The organism is Streptomyces hygroscopicus (assembly GCF_026168105.1).
In the GTDB taxonomy this organism is placed as follows: domain Bacteria; phylum Actinomycetota; class Actinomycetes; order Streptomycetales; family Streptomycetaceae; genus Streptomyces; species Streptomyces hygroscopicus_D.
Genome location: NZ_LBMW01000085.1, coordinates 1 through 15,887, shown reverse-complemented (window position 1 = coordinate 15,887; position 15,887 = coordinate 1). Strand labels below are relative to the sequence as shown.

Genomic DNA, 15,887 nt, shown 5'->3' with positions numbered 1-15,887 from the left:
CCGCCGCGGCACCGCCGCCGGGCGGTACGGGCGCAGCGCCCTGCGGCGCCGGGCCCCCGGCCGTCCTGCCGTGCGCCTCGGGGCCGGGCACGTACCCCATGGCAGGGCCCGTGCCGCCGGAGAAGCCGACGCCGCGCTCCAGCCGGTCCAGCCGGGCCCTGACCGAACGCTCGTCCCCGTATGCGGCGGGCAGGAGTACGCGCGCGCAGATCAGTTCGAGTTGCAGCCGGGGGGAGGTGGCCCCCCGCATCTCGGTGAGCCCCTCGTTGACGAGGTCGGCGGCGCGGCTGAGCTCGGCCGGGCCGAACACGCCCGCCTGGGCCTGCATCCGCTCCAGCACGTCGGCCGGGGCGTCGAGGAGCCCCGTCTCCGTGGCGTCGGGCACGGCGGCGAGGATCACGAGATCCCGCAGCCGCTCGAGCAGGTCGGCGACGAACCGACGCGGATCGTTGCCCCCCTCGATGACCCGGTCCACCACCTCGAAGGCGGCGGCCCCGTCCCCGGAAGCGAAGGCCTCGACGAGGGAGTCGAGCAGCGACCCGTCCGTGTACCCGAGCAGCGAGGTGGCCATGGCATACGTCACACCGTCGGCGCCCGCGCCCGCCAGCAACTGGTCCATGACGGACATGGAGTCACGCACGGATCCGGCGCCCGCCCGCACGACGAGCGGCAGCACGCCCTCCTCGACGGGGATGTTCTCCCGCTGGCACACCTCGGCGAGGTAGTCCCGAAGGGTCCCCGGCGGCACGAGCCGGAACGGATAGTGATGGGTGCGCGACCGGATGGTCCCGATGACCTTCTCGGGCTCCGTGGTCGCGAAGATGAACTTGAGGTGCTCGGGCGGCTCCTCGACGACCTTGAGCAGCGCGTTGAAACCGGCCGACGTGACCATGTGGGCCTCGTCGATGATGTAGATCTTGTAGCGGCTGCTCGCGGGCCCGAAGAAGGCCTTCTCCCGCAGGTCACGGGCGTCGTCGACACCACCGTGCGAAGCGGCGTCGATCTCGATGACGTCGATCGAACCGGGCCCGTTGCGTGCGAGGTCCCGGCAGGACTGGCACTCGCCGCACGGGGTCGGCGTCGGGCCCTTCTCGCAGTTCAGGCAACGGGCGAGGATGCGCGCGCTGGTCGTCTTCCCGCAGCCGCGGGGCCCGCTGAACAGGTACGCGTGATTGACCCGGTTGTTCCGCAGCGCCTGCTGCAGCGGGTCGGTGACATGCTCCTGCCCGATGACCTCGGCGAACGACTCCGGGCGATAGCGGCGGTACAGCGCGAGAGACGACACGCATACGAGGTTATAGGCGCCCACTGACAAAGTGCCCGGCCCGAGCCGCTCACCCGGGACCCGCCCCTCGTGCTCCCGGCCCGGGGCGCTGTCCCGGAACGCAGAAGACCCCCCACGCACCCGCCAGAGCCGACCTACCCTTGCTGCCTTCCGGCCCTGGGGGAGTTCAGTCAGATAGCGCCGCGTGAGGGGCTGAGCCCCAGCCTACCCGATCGCCGGGCGCCCGAACGAGTTCGCTAGCACTCCCCGGCGTCATGTAATGTTTCCGGCGGAGGATTCGCCTAGAGGCCTAGGGCGCACGCTTGGAAAGCGTGTTGGGGGCAACCCCTCACGAGTTCGAATCTCGTATCCTCCGCAGCCGCCTGAACAGGCGAAACGAGGACCCCGGACCGCTCAGCGGCCGGGGTTCTCGGTGTGCCCTGGTCTCACTTTTGGTCTGATTCATCCCCGACGTTCGGGATGTTCCGGCCAGGCGGGGTGACGTGACTCCCTCTCGGCGGTCGGCGAACCCGGTCAAGGTCACCCTGCCGTCTCCCCGACAAGATCAACTGGAGTTGTGACCGCCGCTCTCAGGGGCATCCGCAACTCCTTCGGGGAGTTCACACTCGGTCAGACGTGACGCGCAGGGTGATCGGAGAGATCGCGCCAGAATTGCAGCATGCGGCCCTGAAGGCGAGCGTGGCGGAATTGGTAGGCGGCGCCCGCTTGGCGCAGCACGCCCCGTCCGCATGCATCATCCAGGAATGCGGCCACTGCCCAGGGCATGCGCCCGGTCAGCGGAAGCCAGATACGGGCGAAGACCACCCACTGACCCCAAGCGGTGATACTGAAGGCGCCGCACACCCCGATGGTGAGTCCGCCCATGACGCCGAACAGGGTCCCGAGCACCGCTCCCTGTACGAGCGCGTCAACGGCTCCGAGACCAAGTGCGCCCATGAGCGCGAACGCGAGGGCCTGGAGGAGCACACCGGTGCGGTTGATCTTCAGCAGGGTTGCGGTTCCATCGGCGGCGTCGGTATCGACCGGAGTCGAGCACCATGCCATGAGACCGGCGACGAGCCCCACCACCAGTGCCACTCCGAGGACACCGATCAGTCCCGGCAGGAATTCCTGCACGAGCAGCTTCAAGATCCCTCCGGGCTGCCCGACCCAGAGGCCGGCCAGGAGTCCGTCCCCGGCCACGAGCCCGAGTATGCCCACGAGTCCCGCCACCGCTCCGATGGGGAACCCGTCCCTGAATCCGGAGACGAACTTCTCCGGGCTCCGGTCGGACGTACGCTCCTGCCGGGCACGGATCTGCGGGAGCTCACGCAACGGCTTCAAGGTCGCCGGCCAGAACCTGACCGCGATGGCGTGCAGGAGTCCGAAGGTCGCTCCGATGACCACGGTGCGCTCACCCGTGAGGGCGAGCGCGAAAGTGGTCTCGCCCGCCCTCCCGTTCATCGGTACCGCGAAAATCATGAGTGTCTGCATGAGCCCGAAGACCAGTCCGCACACGAGCCCGACCACGAGTGTGCGCGGGAGCAGGCGCAGGGAAGTGCCGAAGGCCCACCATTCGAGGTCGGGTGTGCCGGCTCGCTCCAGATGGTTCGCCAGGTAGCCCAGTGTGCGGTGAACCCGCTCCGGTGCCCAGCGCGACCGGTTCTCGGCCTGGTTCGGGTACGCCGTGGCGACGAAACTGTCGAGGAGGTGGTCCTCGACAGCCGCAGGTGTGTCGAACTTCTGCAGCAACTCCGAAGGCGTACGGCCTCGACTTGCCCGGTAGACCTTCCGCGCGAGACTGACCATCAACGGGGTTTTGAGGACCTCCGCGAGAGCGGCTCCGGGCGCGTTCTGAGGCTGTTGCAGCGCGGTCAGGACCGGCTCCCACGCGGAGTTGCGGTGGCCGCTCTTCAGGTAGGTGGACGCACTTTCCAGGGAAAGGTCGATCAGTTCGATGCCTGCAGCGCTGGAGAGAACCCCCTCGCTCCTCTCGCTGTCCACGGCCTTCTTGTATTCCTCGGCGCGGCTCGTCAGCACGAACTTCCACTCGCGCTCGCTCGCACCGTTGAGCGCGTTCAGTGCTTCGACGCGCAACCCCTCGGCGATCTCGTCGAAGCCGTCGAGGAGCGGCAGGATCCGCCGGTCCTGGACCAGCTCGGCAGCCGATGTACTCCCGTTGGGGCCGAACGCCTCAAGGGCCGGATAATCACGTAGGAGTTGATCGGTCAGCCAGCCCTCCAGCGTGGTGGTGACCGGGTTCCATGCCCCGATGGCGAAGATCACCGGAACAGGGTCGGTGGCTGGCCTCTCCGCGGGAGGCCTCGTCAGCAGCGCCAGTGCGAACTGCTGTATCAACGTGGTCTTTCCCGAACCCGCTTGCCCCAGCACCAGCAGCCGACCGGAGGGTACGCTCCGGTAAGCGGCCACGATGTCGTTCAGCTCGCCGGTCAGGCTCGGTGGCTCGGCCGATTCCTTGTCATCGGAATCGCGGATGGCGAAAGCATCGCGGATGGCGAACCACGGGGCGGTCAGCCCGTGCGGTGCCAGGTGCCACCGCAGGGGCAACCGCTGCTCCTCCGCCAGCCGGGGCAACGTGCCCCGGACGCGTAAGGCGAGCTTCGCGGCAGCCGGGGCCAGCGGGTCCTGGGGCTCGGGAGGGTTCCGGGGCAGGGGACAGGCTTTGGGGTTGCCGGCGAGGACGATCTCTCCGCTGGCCGAGACCACGCTCAGGGTGGGTGTCTGTTCGGGGAACTTCTCGGTCACCCTGTCGGAGACGAACTGGAAGAGTTCGTCGACGGTGATGAGACCGTCATTGTTGAGGTCGGCGTCTCCGCTGCTCAGTCCGTCGACGATGGCTGAGGTGAAGACAGAGGGCAGCTGCGGCTGCCGACTCCGCGCCTCTGATTCGTAGCTGTACTGCAGAGAGGTGGAGGAAGTGATCACCACCCGGCCCTTGCCCTGGAAAGCGCCGCTCACGTCGACGTCGGGTGAGGGTGCGCCGCGGGTGCGTACACCCTTGGTGAAGGCGCCGCTGTAGCAGCAGTCGAGAAGGAGGACGGTGCTCCTGCTGCGGCTCTGCTCCATACGGTCAGCCAGGAATTCGGCGCTGACCGCTGTCGCCTCGAGCATGTCGTGCTCGGTGTCCCGGGTGACGAAGTGCAGGCGGTTGCGGGCGTCCTTGCGTCCGTGGCAGGACAGGTGGAGCAGAAGGAGGTCGTCTCGCGTCGCGTTGTTGAAGAAAGCCTGGATCGCCTTCTGCCAGTCCCGGGCAGTCTTGTCCGGGCCCACGATGTTGACATCGAACCCGCCGATCTCGCCTGCGCCCAGAACAGCCTTGAGATGCTTTGCGTCGACGGCGGCTCCGGGTAACTCGGTGAACTTCGGGTCATCGTGCTGCTGGTTGACGAGGATGAGGGCTTTACGCATCGGAGGAGCGCTCTGCGGCCCTGGCGATGAACGCCTCGACGGCTCTCTGCTGGTCGGCTCGGGACACAGAGGTCATGTGGAGTTCGTCGTCGCCCAGCTTGAGGTCGATGGATCCGGAGTTGCGGCGGGCCAGCCAGTCCTGGGCCAGCCGGATCAGCGCCCTCAGCGCGGGTGCTCCGGCCAGTCCGAGCACGAGCGAGGTGTAGGTCGAGACGTCCCCTGCTCGTGTGCCCGCCGGAGCCGGTGCCTCGGACAGCCTCCCGTACGGGACCTCGAGGCCGTCCAGTTCCTCGAAGAGGAACTCCATGTCTCGTTCGGCGATGTCAGCGCCGTCCAAGTCCTCGAAGGTCAGGCGCACTTCCAGAAGCGAGTCGTCCACGGCTCTCCCCGGCAGTCCGATGCAGGGCCTGGATCATACAAGCCCCGGGGGCCGGCAGTTCGCGGATCACGGATGCCCGCTCCCACCCGTGGGCTGGAAACGAAGTTCAGCAATTGACGGCGGGCGCCACCGGGTGACCTGCCTCGGCTGGGCCCTGATTGCCCTCCCTCAAGACGCTCGCCGCCGCACCGGCAACTGCAGAGGAGGAGGGCCTGGCGGCGGGGCAACCTCGCGCAGCACTGCGAGCGGGGATGTGACCGGCCGGAACGTTCTGGTGTAGCGCCATGCGGCGCATGAGGCAGAAGGTGGATGGCGACCAGGAAGGCCCGCTTCGGCGCCGACCTCACCAAACGAAGGCACCGGCCGAGGAGCAATAGACCGGTCAAGCCCCTGACCAGGGATTCGGCGAGCGGCCGTAGCTGCGCGCCGCAGCGGTATCGGCTGAGTCCCCGAGGCGCACGAAGCGGTGTTATGAAGGGTGCATGAAGGTATCTTCCCGTCGATATCGGATCCTCTCGTGGCATCGGCTCACGGACGCTCGCCTGACGGCCGCGCCTCACTGCTGAACCTGCGCAGCACGGCCGGGCAGGTGTTCCTCCTGCAGGTCGGAATCGTGCTGCTGCTGGTCCTGGCCGCGGTGGCGGCCCTGGTGCTCCAGGCGGCGCACGAAGCCGTGGACCGGGGGCGGCGGGAGTCGGTGGTCGCGGCCGAGTCGTTCGCGAATGCCCCCGGCGTGGTTCAGGCGCTGCGCAGCCGGAACCCGACCGCCGTGCTCCAGCCCAGAGCCGAAGCGGTGCGGAAGACAGCGGGCGTGGATTTCGTCGTCGTCCTGGACACCAGGGGGATCCGTCTCACCTACCCCTTCCCGCAGCAGATCGGGAAGAAGTTCGTCGGCAACATCAGACCGGCGCTGGAAGGCCGCACCGTCGTCGAGCAGGCGGGCGGCCCGCCCCTGCCCGCCGGCAGAGGAACGGACGTGCAGGCGGTGGTCCCGGTGACCGACGCACACGGCAAGGTCGTCGGCCTGGTCTCGGCCGGGCTCACGGTCAAGAACGTGGCGAGACTGTGGTTGCCACAGCTGCTGATCGCCGTCGGCACCGGCGTGCTCGCGCTGGCACTGGCCACGGGCGGGACGGCGCTGGTGCACCGGCGGCTGTACCGCCAGACGCTCGGCCTGGCCCCGGCAGAACTCGCACGCATGTACGAGCACCACGCCGCGGTCCTGCACGCGGTGCGGGAAGGGGTGGTGATCACCGACGACCACGGGCGGCTGCTGCTGGCCAACGACGAGGCCAAGCGGCTGCTCGACCTGCCGGCGGATGCGGAGGGGCGTCCCGTGGCGGAGCTGGGGCTGCCGGAGCAGATCACACACGTGCTCACAGCATCGGAGGCGATCACCGATGAGGTGCACCTCTCGGAGGACCGGTTGCTGGCGGTGAACAAGCGGCCCACGTTCCCGCACACCGGTCGCGGAGGCAGCGTGGTGACGTTGCGCGACACCACGGAGCTGGCGACGGTCTCGGGACGGGCCGAGGCGGCCCGGGGACGGCTGAGGCTGCTGTACGAGGCCGGGGTCCGGGTCGGGACGAGACTGGATGTGGTGCGCACGGCCGAGGAACTGGCCGAGGTCGCGGTGCCGCGGTTCGCCGACGTCGTCACGGTGGATCTGCTGGACAGGGTGCTGCGTGGGTGGGAGCCGACGTCCGAGGGGTGGCGGTACCTGCGGCGGGCGGCGATCAGCGGCGACCAGGAAATGCTGCCTCTGTATCCGTTGGGCGAGGTCATCACGTTCTTGCCGGGGACCCCGCACATGCAGGCGCTACAGCAGGGACGGGGCGTGCTGGAGGCGGACCTGCGGCAGGCGCGCGGTTGGCAGGAGCAGGATCCCGATCGCGCCCGCAAGGCCCTGGAGCTCGGGTTGCATTCGCTGGTGGCCGTGCCGCTGCTGGCGCGGAGTGCGCCGCTCGGCGTGGCCAACTTCTACCGGACGGGCCGCTCCCCGGCGTTCGGGCCGGAGGATCTGTCCTTCGCCGAGGAGCTGGCGGCGCGGGCGGCGGTGGCCGTCGACAACGCCCGGAGGTTCACCCGGGAGCACGCGATGGCGGTGACGCTGCAGCGCAGTCTGCTGCCGCGGGGGCAGCCGGAGCAGGACGCGCTGGAGGTGGCCTGGCGGTATCTGCCCGCGGAGAAGGGTGTGGGCGGGGACTGGTTCGACGTCATCCCGCTGGCGGGCGCACGAGTGGCGCTGGTGATGGGCGACGTCGTCGGTCACGGGCTGCACGCGGCGGCGACGATGGGACGGCTGCGCACCGCGGTGCACAACTTCTCGACGCTGGACCTCCCCGTGGACGAGGTGCTCGGGTACCTGGACGACCTGGTCGTACGCATGGACAGCGAGGAGGCCGTCGGCGACGGCGCGGACGACCGCGAGGGCGAGGGGGTCACCGGAGCGACGTGTCTGTACGCCGTCTACGACCCGGTTTCGGGGGCGTGCACCATGGGCCGGGCGGGACACCCCGACCCGGTGCTGGTGTGCCCGGACGGGACCGTCACCTGTCCCGGCGTGCCGGCTTCGGCCCCGCTCGGACTGGGGGGCTACCCCTTCGAGACCGTCGAGCTCCACCTGCCGGAGCATTCACAACTGGTGCTGTACACCAACGGCCTGGTGGACGACCGCAGCCACGACATCGACACCGGTCTGGAAGGCCTGCGCCGGGTGCTGGAGGGGGCCGGGAGGCTCACTCCGGAGGAGACGTGCCAGGCGGTGATCGATGCGCTGAGGCGGCCCCACCCCTCCGACGACATCGCGCTGCTGGTGGCGCGCACCCGGCTGTTCCCGTCCTCGCGGGTGGCCGAGTGGGAGGTGCCGTCGGATCCGGCGGTGGTTCCCGCGGCGCGGGCGCACTGCCGGGAGAAGTTGCGGGAATGGGGGCTGCAGGAGCTCGGCTTCACCACGGAACTGATCCTCAGCGAGCTGGTCACGAACGCGATCCGGTACGGATCGGCCCCGGTCAAGGTGCGCCTGCTGTACGGGCGCTCCCTGATCTGTGAGGTGTGGGACGGCAGCAGCACCTCGCCGCGGCTGCGGCGGGCGGCGACCACGGACGAAGGCGGCCGGGGGCTGTTCCTCGTGGCGCAGTTCGCACAGCGCTGGGGCACGCGGTACACGGCGCACGGCAAGGTCATCTGGACGGAACAGACTCTCGAGGGCGGTGCGACCGCCGACTTGGGCCACACACCGGTCGACGTTCTTCTGGAACAGTTCGGCGACCCCGTGGAGCAGTTCGGCGACCCTGTGGAGCAGTTCGGCGATGCCGTGGAGCAGTTCGGTGAACTGTGACCGGCAAGGCACTTCCCGGCCGGCGCGGGCGATCAAGCACCCTCGCGCCGGACCGGAAGGCTTCGCCGGCAGAGGCGCGTCGGTCGTAGGAGGTGGCGTTGATCAGGACCGAGGCGCTGTTCGCGTCCAGGGAGGCGACGGCGAAGCCGGTTCTGGCGCCGAAGGTGCCGTTGCCGGGCAGCACCGACACGGCATCGGAGTCGAAAGCGGAGACTGCCATGTCGGCGTTGCGGTGTGGCGGCCGACGCGGTGCCCCGCCCCACGAACAGCGCCAACGCCGCCCCGAGAAGTGCACGCACCGCTGTGGACCCGGGCGGCGGCCGGGTCCACGGGCACGGAGGCGGGCGGGGTGAACGGAAATGGCGCGGATCAGCCCTTGTTGGCACCCAGGGTCAGACCGCTCACGAACTGCCGCTGCAGCACGAAGTACACGATCAGTGTGGGGATCGCGGTGAGCAGGGCCCCCGCGGCGACCAGGTTGGGATCGGTGAAGTACTGCCCGGACAGGTTCTTCAGGGCCGAGGTGATCGGCATGTTCTCGCCTGTGGAGATCAGGACGATGGCCCAGAAGAAGTCGTTGTAGATCCAGATGGACAGCAGGGTGGCGAGGGCGGCCATGGCGGGGCGGCACAGCGGCAGCACGATCTGCCAGTACATCCGCCACACCGACGCGCCGTCCACCAAAGCGGCCTCGGTCAGTTCGTGCGGCAGCATGCGCATGTAGTTGCTGAGCACGAAGGCGCAGAAGCCGGACTGGAACGCCACGTGGATGAGGACCAGTCCGAGCGCGGAGTCGTACAGCTTGCCGCTGACCGTGATCCCGGGCAGGTCGACCAGCAGGTACAGCCGGTACAGCGGGGTGATGATCACCTGCTGCGGCAGCAGGTTGCCCGCGGTGAAGACCAGGAGCAGCGCCAGGTTGACGCGGAAGTCGAAGCGGCTGACGTAGAAGGCCACGCAGGACGACAGGAACAGCGCCAGCAGCACCGCCGGGACGGCGACCAGCAGCGTGTTGACGAAGTAGTGCGTCATGCCCGACTGCTGGTACGCGTTGGTGAAGTTGTCGAAGCCCAGCTTGCCCGGCCAGGACACATAGCCCTTGGTGCTGGTCTCCGAGTACGGCCGCAGGGCCGCGTACAGGGCCCACATCAGCGGCGCGAGCCAGGCCAGCGCCGTCCCGGCGAGGAACAGGTGCAGCAGCACCCGGGCGGGCCGGACGGGCGCACGCCTCTTCGTCACGGTCACGGTGCTCACGATCGGCGCTCCTTCCGGAAGGTGCTGACCAGGTAAGGAATGATCACGCCGAGCGAGATCAGCAACAGGACGACCGCGATCGCGGAGCCGTATCCGATGCGGCTGGACTCACCGATGATGTTGTTGGTCACCAGGATCGACAGCAGCTCGGTGCCGTGGGCGCCGCCGTTGAAGACGAAGACCAGGTCGAACGCGCGCAGTGACTCGATGATGGTGACCACCAGGACGATGGTGTTGGTGGGCCGCAGCGTCGGGAAGATGACATTTCTGAACGTCTGCCACTCGTTGGCGCCGTCCAGGGCCGAGGCCTCGCGCAGCGACGGGTCGACGCCCTTCAGACCGGCCAGGTAGAGGATCATCATGTAGCCGGCGTGCCGCCAGGAGGCGGCGACGAGGATGGCCCAGAGGTTGAGGTTCGGGTCGCCGATCCAGTCGATGTAGTGGCCGGGCCTGTTGGCCCCGATCAGGCTGTTGATCAGTCCGGTGTCCGGGTTGTACACGAGCTGCCAGACGAATCCGATGACCGCGAAGGACACCACGACGGGCAGGAAGAACGCCGTCTGGTAGACCCTGCTGAACCGGATCCTCTTGTCCAGTTGCACGGCCAGGAAGAGGCCGAGCGGAGTGGGGATCAGGATCAGTACGACGAACCAGATGACGTTGTGCTGGACGGCGGGCCAGAACTGCGGGTTGCTGGTGAACAGTTCCTTGAAGTTGTCCAGCCCGACCCACTTGATCGAGTCGAAGCCGATGCCGTCCCAGGTGGTGAAGGCGAGGGCGATGGAGGCGAGGGCGGTGACCCACACGAGCGCGACGTGCAGGACCGTCGGCACGCCGGCCATCAGGCCCAGGATGAGCCGGTCACGACGGGTGAGCAGGCGGCGGTGCCCCTGCGGGACGCGCTTCCCCTTGGGCGCGTCGCCCGGAGGCGGCACGGCGGCCGCCTCCGGGGTCTGAATGCTGGTGTCGGCGCTCATGAGGACGCGAAGATCGTCTTCTTCTGGCGCTCGATGGACGAGAGCAGGCTGTCGACGCCCTTGGGGTCGCGGATGAACGTCTGCATCGCGGGCTGCATCACCGTGGAGGTGAAGTCGGGCCGGCTGTCGCGGTCCATGTACTGGGTGAGGTGCTTGGCGGCGGAGATCATCGCGTACGCCTTCTTCTGCAGGGCGGTGTACGAGGAGGTGTCGGCCCTGCTGGAGGCGGCGACGACGCTCGAGTCGGACTTGAGGTAGATCTGCTCGGCCTCCGGAGTACCCAGGAACTCCAGGAACTTGACCACACCGGCGTGGTTCTTCGGGGCCTTGCTGACCATGAAGCCGTCGGTGGGTGCCTCGACGGTGTCCTGCCCGTAGGACGGGTCGATCTCGGGGAAGGCGAAGAAGTCGAGGTCGTCCAGGTCGGCCTTGTCGGTGAACTGCTGGGCCACGAAGGAGCCCAGCAGGTACATGCCCGCCTTCTTCGACACCAGGGTCTGCGCGGCGTCCTCCCAGGTGCGGCCGACGGCGCCGTCCTGGTGGTAGGGCAGGATCTCGGCCCAGTGGTCGAAGGCCTTGCGCACCCTGGCGTCGGTCCAGGACGCCTTGCCGGCCATCAACTGCACGTGGAAGTCGTAGCCGTTGGTGCGGAAGTTGATCTGGTCGAAGGTGCCGAGCGCGGGCCAGGCGTCCTTGTCGCCGAAGGCGATCGGGATGAGCCCGTCCTGCTTCATCCGCTTGCACAGGTCGACGAACTTGTCCCAGGTGGTGGGGATTTGGTACCCGTGCTGCTGGAAGACGCTCTTCCGGTAGAAGAGCGCCCAGGGGTACGTGTACAGCGGGACGAAGTAGTACTTGCCGTCCTGGCCCTTGCTCAGGGCCTTCATCGCGTCGGGGAAGTTGCCGCCGATCTTCTGCCACACGTCGTCGATCGGCGTGGCGAGCTTCTTCGCTGCGAAGAACTGCATCCGGTAACCCGCGAACCAGTTGAACACGTCGTCGGGCGTGCCCTGGAGGTAGGAGTTGATCTGCTCCTGGAACGTGTTGTGGTCCTTGGTGTTCACGGCGATCGTGATCCCGGACTGCTTCTTGAAGGCCGCGTAGACGTCTGCGAGGGCCTTCTTCGGTACCGCGTCCGAGGCGTTGGAGCCGAGGGTGACGGTCTTCGAATCACCGGCCCCGGCACTACCGGCACAGGCGCTCAGCAGAGGTATGCCCGCGCCTGCGAGGACGGCGGCACCGCCGACCCCGCGCAGCAGGGAGCGGCGGCTCGGGCCGGGAACGGAGAGACCGGAGGGAGTTTGGTGCATGACGGCTCCTGGGGGCAGGGGTCGGCCACGGTCGGATCGCCTCGGATGAGCGAGTCATAATCAACCAGAAACCAACTTGACCGAACATCGTGGGCGTCATAAGACTCGCAAGTCCGGTCATACGTCAAGAGCTGTCGACGGCCTTTTTTGAAACGTGACCGATACCGGGCCGAGCGCCTCCGCTAACAAACTGGCAGCGGACAGGGCGTGAACAGGCCTGTTCGATCACCGCCTACGACCACTCCGCCGCAGGTCAGGTACGCGGGGTCGACCATCCGCCCGCCCCTGCAAAGCCCGCCCAAAAGTAAACAGCTTCACGCACCATCCAGAGGTGATGTGGCGTCACGTCCGGTCCGGCTGGCCGATCCGGACCGTCCTCGAGACGGTGACCTGGTCGATGTCCGTGGTCCGTACCGTCGTCCTCATCGTCCACAGTCCCGGCAGTGGAAGGGTCAGGCTGTCGGCAGCCCAGTAACCGCCGCGGTCGGTGAGCTTGGCGTCCAGCGGGCCGATGTTCCGGTCCTTGAACGTGAAGCTCAGGCGCAGCTCCGGCACGGTCGCGATGCCTCCGTCCGGGCCGTAGACCACCGCCTGGACCTGGTTCTCGCCCACCCGGCCCGGCGTCAGTTCGATCTGCACCTTGCCGTGCCCGCCGGTCGCGCCCATGTCGAAGGGGACCATCGTGGTGGAGCCGAGGGGCTGGTCGGCCGCGGCGGTCGAGGCCGCCGCCTCCGTCGCCGCGCGCCCGGGCTGCGTACCCGTGAGCAGCGTGGTGATCACCAGCACCACGACCCCGATCGTGATCTCCGCCAGCACGGAGCGGCGCAGGGCCCGTCGGTACGGTGCCTGGTCGCCGTCCGTGGGTGCGGGGCCCGGTCCGGCATCGGTGGGTACGTCCCCCGCGTCGCCGCCCACCGGGACGGCTTCCATAGATGCCGTCTCCGTACGCGCCCCCACCGCCCCCACGGTCTCCCGAACCCGCTCCGGCACCGCCGTCCCGGCCGTCCCGGCCGTCGGCACAGCCAGCCGTGCCGTCCAGCGACGCGAGTACGCCGCCGCCGTCAGCAGCAGCACTACGGCGACCAGTTTGGCGGTCAGGAGCCTGCCGTACGGGGTGGAGGTGAGTGCGCCGAGGGAGCCGAGGCCGCGCCAGGACTGGTAGGCGCCGGTGGCCACCAGGACCGCAACCGCGATGAAGGCGAGGCGCGAAAAACGGGCGACCGCGGGGGCCGGGAGCTCCTCGGGCGCCCGGTGCAGCCCGGTGAGCAGGGCCGTCAGACCGCCCAGCCACACAGCCATCGCCAGCAGGTGCAGCACAGCCGAGGTCATCGCCAGCGGGACCTGGATGCCGGCGGCGGCATGCTCGGCCACCGCCCAGGTGAGAGCCAGGGCGAGGGACAGCAGGCCCACGATCGCGAACCGGAGCCGGCCGCCGAGGGCCGCGCCGCCACCACCCAGGTGACCGTCGGCGGCCCGGCCCTCGCCGTCCGTCCGGCTCTCCGTCCGCGACGGCAGCAGCCCCGCCCGGCCCGCGACCGCCGCCGCCACCCCCAGCATGACCACCCGCGCCAGCAGCGCCAGCCCGGGGCGGCTCGTCGCCGTCTCACGCAGAACGGAGAGGTCGAGGGCCGTCGCCGGGCCGCTGCCGCGCTCGTAGGGGCCGCGGAGCAGCAGCAGCGCCAGCGTCGCCGCCAGCAGCGTCCACCAGCCGCCCACGAGCAGACCACGGGCCGGGCCCACGCCGGTCACGGTCACGAACGCGGTGACGCCGAGCAGCAGGGCCAGGCCGCCGTAGGCGACGTAACGGCCGATGTCGTAGAGCATCACCGAGGCGGCGTCCTGCGCCTCGTCGGACGGCAGGACCGCGGTCGTCGCGGAGGGCTTGCCGACGGAGAAGGTCAGGGCGCCCGACACCGGGTGGCTGTCCGCCGACACCACCCGCCACGCCACGATGTAGGTGCCCTGCGCCAGGTCGGGGAGCGTGACGCGCGCGGTGTCCGAGCGGCCGTCCGCGTGCTCCTGCTTGCCCGTGTGGACCCGCCGGTTGCCCGGGTCGAGCACACGGACGGAGTCGTCCAGCAGACCGACCGATTCGCTGAAGGTGAGGGTGACCGCCTTCGGCGCCGTCCTCAGCACGCTGCCGTCCGCGGGATCGGTGCCCTTCAGCACGGCGTGCGCGGACGCGGAACCTCCGCCCGCCACCAGGACCAGGGGGACGACGAGCAGCACGAACGCCAGACGCCGCAGCCTCCCCCGGAACGCGGCCGCCCCCGGGATCCTCCCGCTCACGCCTGCCGCGCCCACACGTCCTGCGCCCACGTCATGTCTCCCGTATCGGCTGTTCCGGGTCCCGGTTACGTACGGACGCGGCGGACCCCGCGCTCAGCGCGACGGCAACGCCGGCCACCCGTACCGGGTCACGCCATCATGACCGGCGGCCGCGTCACCAGGTGGGCCGGGCCGACACGCCGCCGTCCACCACCAGGTCGTGGCCCGTGATCCAGGACGCGAGCGGCGAGGCCAGGAACACACAGGCGTCACCCACGTCCTCGGGACGCCCCAACCGGCCGGCGGGCACCGCCCGTTGCCACCGGTCCACCCCCTCCGGCCAGGCCTGCGCCAGGCCCTCGCGCTCGATCAGACCGGGCGACACGGAGTTGACTCGGATTCCGTACGGGCCGTACTCGAGGGCCGCCGACCGTGCGTGCATGGCGACGGCGGCCTTGGACGCGCAGTAGTGCGCGTGCGACGGCGCCGGGTGCGCGGCCTCGATGGAGGCGATGTGCGTGACGGTGCCGCCGCCCGACTCCCGCATGACCTCGACCGCCGCCTGAGTGCAGGCGAACACACTCGTCAGGTTGGTGTCGATCACCGCCCGCCAGTCGGCGGCCGTCATCCCGCCGAGCCCCTGCACCGGCTGCACCCCTGCGTTGTTGACCAGCGCGGTCAGCCGACCGCCGCCCCACCGGGCCGCCTCGCGGACCAGATGCCGGCACTCGTCCTCCACGGTCAGTTCGGCCTGGAGTACGACGGCCCGGCCGCCCGTTCCGCGGATGCGCGCGGCCACGTCGTGCGCCGCCTCCACCGAGGTACGGCAGTGCAGCGCGACCGCCGCGCCCTCCTCTGCGAACCGCAGCGCGATCCCGCGCCCGATGCCGCCGCCCGCCCCGGTCACCAGCGTCACCTGACCCGCCAGCAGCCCGCTCATGAGCGGCACAACCCCGCGATACGGGCCGCTTCGGCCGGATAGCGCGCGGTCAGCTCGGCCGCGTCGCCGTGCTCGTACCCCCCGTAGGTGAAGCCCGGCGCCATCGTGCAGCCGAAGAGCGTCCACGAGCCGCCCTCGGCGACCCGCCCGCCCATCCAGGTACCGGCCGGCACGGTGAACTGGACATGCTGGCCGCCGAGTACGTCGGAGCCGAGGACGGCCGTACGGGTGCCGCCGTCCGGGGCCAGGAGCAGCAGTTCCAGCGGATCGCCGAGGTAGTGGTGCCAGACCTCGTCCGCCGGGAGGCGGTGCAGGGCCGAGTAGTCGTCCGGTGCGGCGGTCAGCAGGGCGACGATCGCGGTGCCCTCCGGCCGCCCGTCGGGCCGCTCGGGCCCGGCCCAGGTCTGCCGGAAGCGCCCACCCTCGCGGGGGATGGGTTCCAGTCCGTAGTGGGCGATGAGATCCTCAGGAGTCACGCCACGCAGGCTAGTTGCCGAGGGCCATTGACCGGTCGCGGGACACCGCAGCGGGGTCGGCCCGTGCTCGAGACGGTGACCTCCGCCCCGTACTCGCGGGCAGGGACGCAACGCGCGGACGCGGCACACACACGCGGCCCACGGACCCGGCCCGCGGACCCGGCGCGCCTCCGGCGCAGGCGTCCGGGACGTGGTCGTGGCCGCGGCACGGGCCCGGGGCGCCCGGGGCGCGGTCGACCACGTCCCGGAC

The 15,887-nt window shown here is 69.7% G+C and carries 10 protein-coding genes, 1 tRNA gene and 1 other RNA gene; 2 read left to right on the top strand and 10 right to left on the bottom strand.

What is annotated here, in order from left to right; genetic code table 11:
* Positions 1–1,285: DNA polymerase III subunit gamma and tau (locus AAW14_RS37805; protein ID WP_265569000.1), on the bottom strand; the 1,285-nt coding region annotated here is incomplete at its 3' end.
* Between the two features lie 100 nt (positions 1,286–1,385).
* An RNA gene (gene ffs, locus AAW14_RS37800) (signal recognition particle sRNA small type) lies at positions 1,386–1,482 on the bottom strand.
* Between the two features lie 73 nt (positions 1,483–1,555).
* Between ffs and AAW14_RS37795 the strand changes: the two genes are divergently transcribed.
* Positions 1,556–1,640: transfer RNA gene (locus AAW14_RS37795), tRNA-Ser, on the top strand.
* Positions 1,641–1,894: 254 nt separating this feature from the next.
* Here AAW14_RS37795 and AAW14_RS37790 read toward each other — a convergent pair.
* The gene (locus AAW14_RS37790; RefSeq protein WP_265568999.1) at positions 1,895–4,693 is read right to left on the bottom strand and encodes a caspase, EACC1-associated type; all 2,799 of its coding nucleotides are present in this window, start codon (positions 4,691–4,693) and stop codon (positions 1,895–1,897) included.
* A complete protein-coding gene (locus tag AAW14_RS37785; RefSeq protein ID WP_265568998.1) occupies positions 4,686–5,072 on the bottom strand; it encodes a hypothetical protein in 387 nt (128 codons plus the stop codon). Before AAW14_RS37785 ends, AAW14_RS37790 begins: the two co-directional genes overlap by 8 nt.
* Positions 5,073–5,631: 559 nt before the next feature.
* Here AAW14_RS37785 and AAW14_RS37780 point away from each other — a divergent pair.
* Positions 5,632–8,412: a SpoIIE family protein phosphatase/ATP-binding protein gene (locus tag AAW14_RS37780; RefSeq protein WP_265569002.1), complete on the top strand. Its 2,781-nt coding sequence runs from the start codon at positions 5,632–5,634 to the stop codon at positions 8,410–8,412.
* 369 nt (positions 8,413–8,781) lie between these two features.
* Here AAW14_RS37780 and AAW14_RS37775 read toward each other — a convergent pair whose 3' ends face one another.
* The 6 genes from AAW14_RS37775 to AAW14_RS37750 form a co-directional block, all read right to left on the bottom strand.
* Positions 8,782–9,666: a carbohydrate ABC transporter permease gene (locus AAW14_RS37775; RefSeq protein ID WP_265568997.1), complete on the bottom strand. Its 885-nt coding sequence runs from the start codon at positions 9,664–9,666 to the stop codon at positions 8,782–8,784.
* The gene (locus AAW14_RS37770) at positions 9,663–10,643 is read right to left on the bottom strand and encodes a carbohydrate ABC transporter permease (RefSeq protein ID WP_265568996.1); all 981 of its coding nucleotides are present in this window, start codon (positions 10,641–10,643) and stop codon (positions 9,663–9,665) included. Before AAW14_RS37770 ends, AAW14_RS37775 begins: the two co-directional genes overlap by 4 nt.
* Positions 10,640–11,953 carry an ABC transporter substrate-binding protein gene (locus tag AAW14_RS37765; protein ID WP_265568995.1) on the bottom strand — a complete coding sequence of 438 codons (1,314 nt, stop codon included), beginning with the start codon at positions 11,951–11,953 and terminating at the stop codon, positions 10,640–10,642. Before AAW14_RS37765 ends, AAW14_RS37770 begins: the two co-directional genes overlap by 4 nt.
* 342 nt (positions 11,954–12,295) lie before the next feature.
* Entirely contained in the window at positions 12,296–14,182 is a 1,887-nt protein-coding gene (locus tag AAW14_RS37760) for a copper resistance CopC/CopD family protein (protein WP_265569001.1), read from the bottom strand.
* A 214-nt stretch (positions 14,183–14,396) separates the two neighbouring features.
* A complete protein-coding gene (locus AAW14_RS37755; protein WP_265568994.1) occupies positions 14,397–15,161 on the bottom strand; it encodes an SDR family NAD(P)-dependent oxidoreductase in 765 nt (254 codons plus the stop codon).
* Positions 15,158–15,637: a cupin domain-containing protein gene (locus tag AAW14_RS37750; RefSeq protein WP_265568993.1), complete on the bottom strand. Its 480-nt coding sequence runs from the start codon at positions 15,635–15,637 to the stop codon at positions 15,158–15,160. The genes AAW14_RS37755 and AAW14_RS37750 overlap by 4 nt, the downstream gene beginning before the upstream one ends.
* Positions 15,638–15,887: the final 250 nt, after the last annotated feature.

Coding starts and splice junctions, on each gene's coding strand:
- AAW14_RS37790 (WP_265568999.1), bottom strand. CDS start 4,693: ATGCGTAAAGCCCTCATCCTCGTCAACCAGCAGCACGATGACCCGAAG.
- AAW14_RS37770 (WP_265568996.1), bottom strand. CDS start 10,643: ATGAGCGCCGACACCAGCATTCAGACCCCGGAGGCGGCCGCCGTGCCG.
- AAW14_RS37765 (WP_265568995.1), bottom strand. CDS start 11,953: ATGCACCAAACTCCCTCCGGTCTCTCCGTTCCCGGCCCGAGCCGCCGC.
- AAW14_RS37755 (WP_265568994.1), bottom strand. CDS start 15,161: ATGAGCGGGCTGCTGGCGGGTCAGGTGACGCTGGTGACCGGGGCGGGC.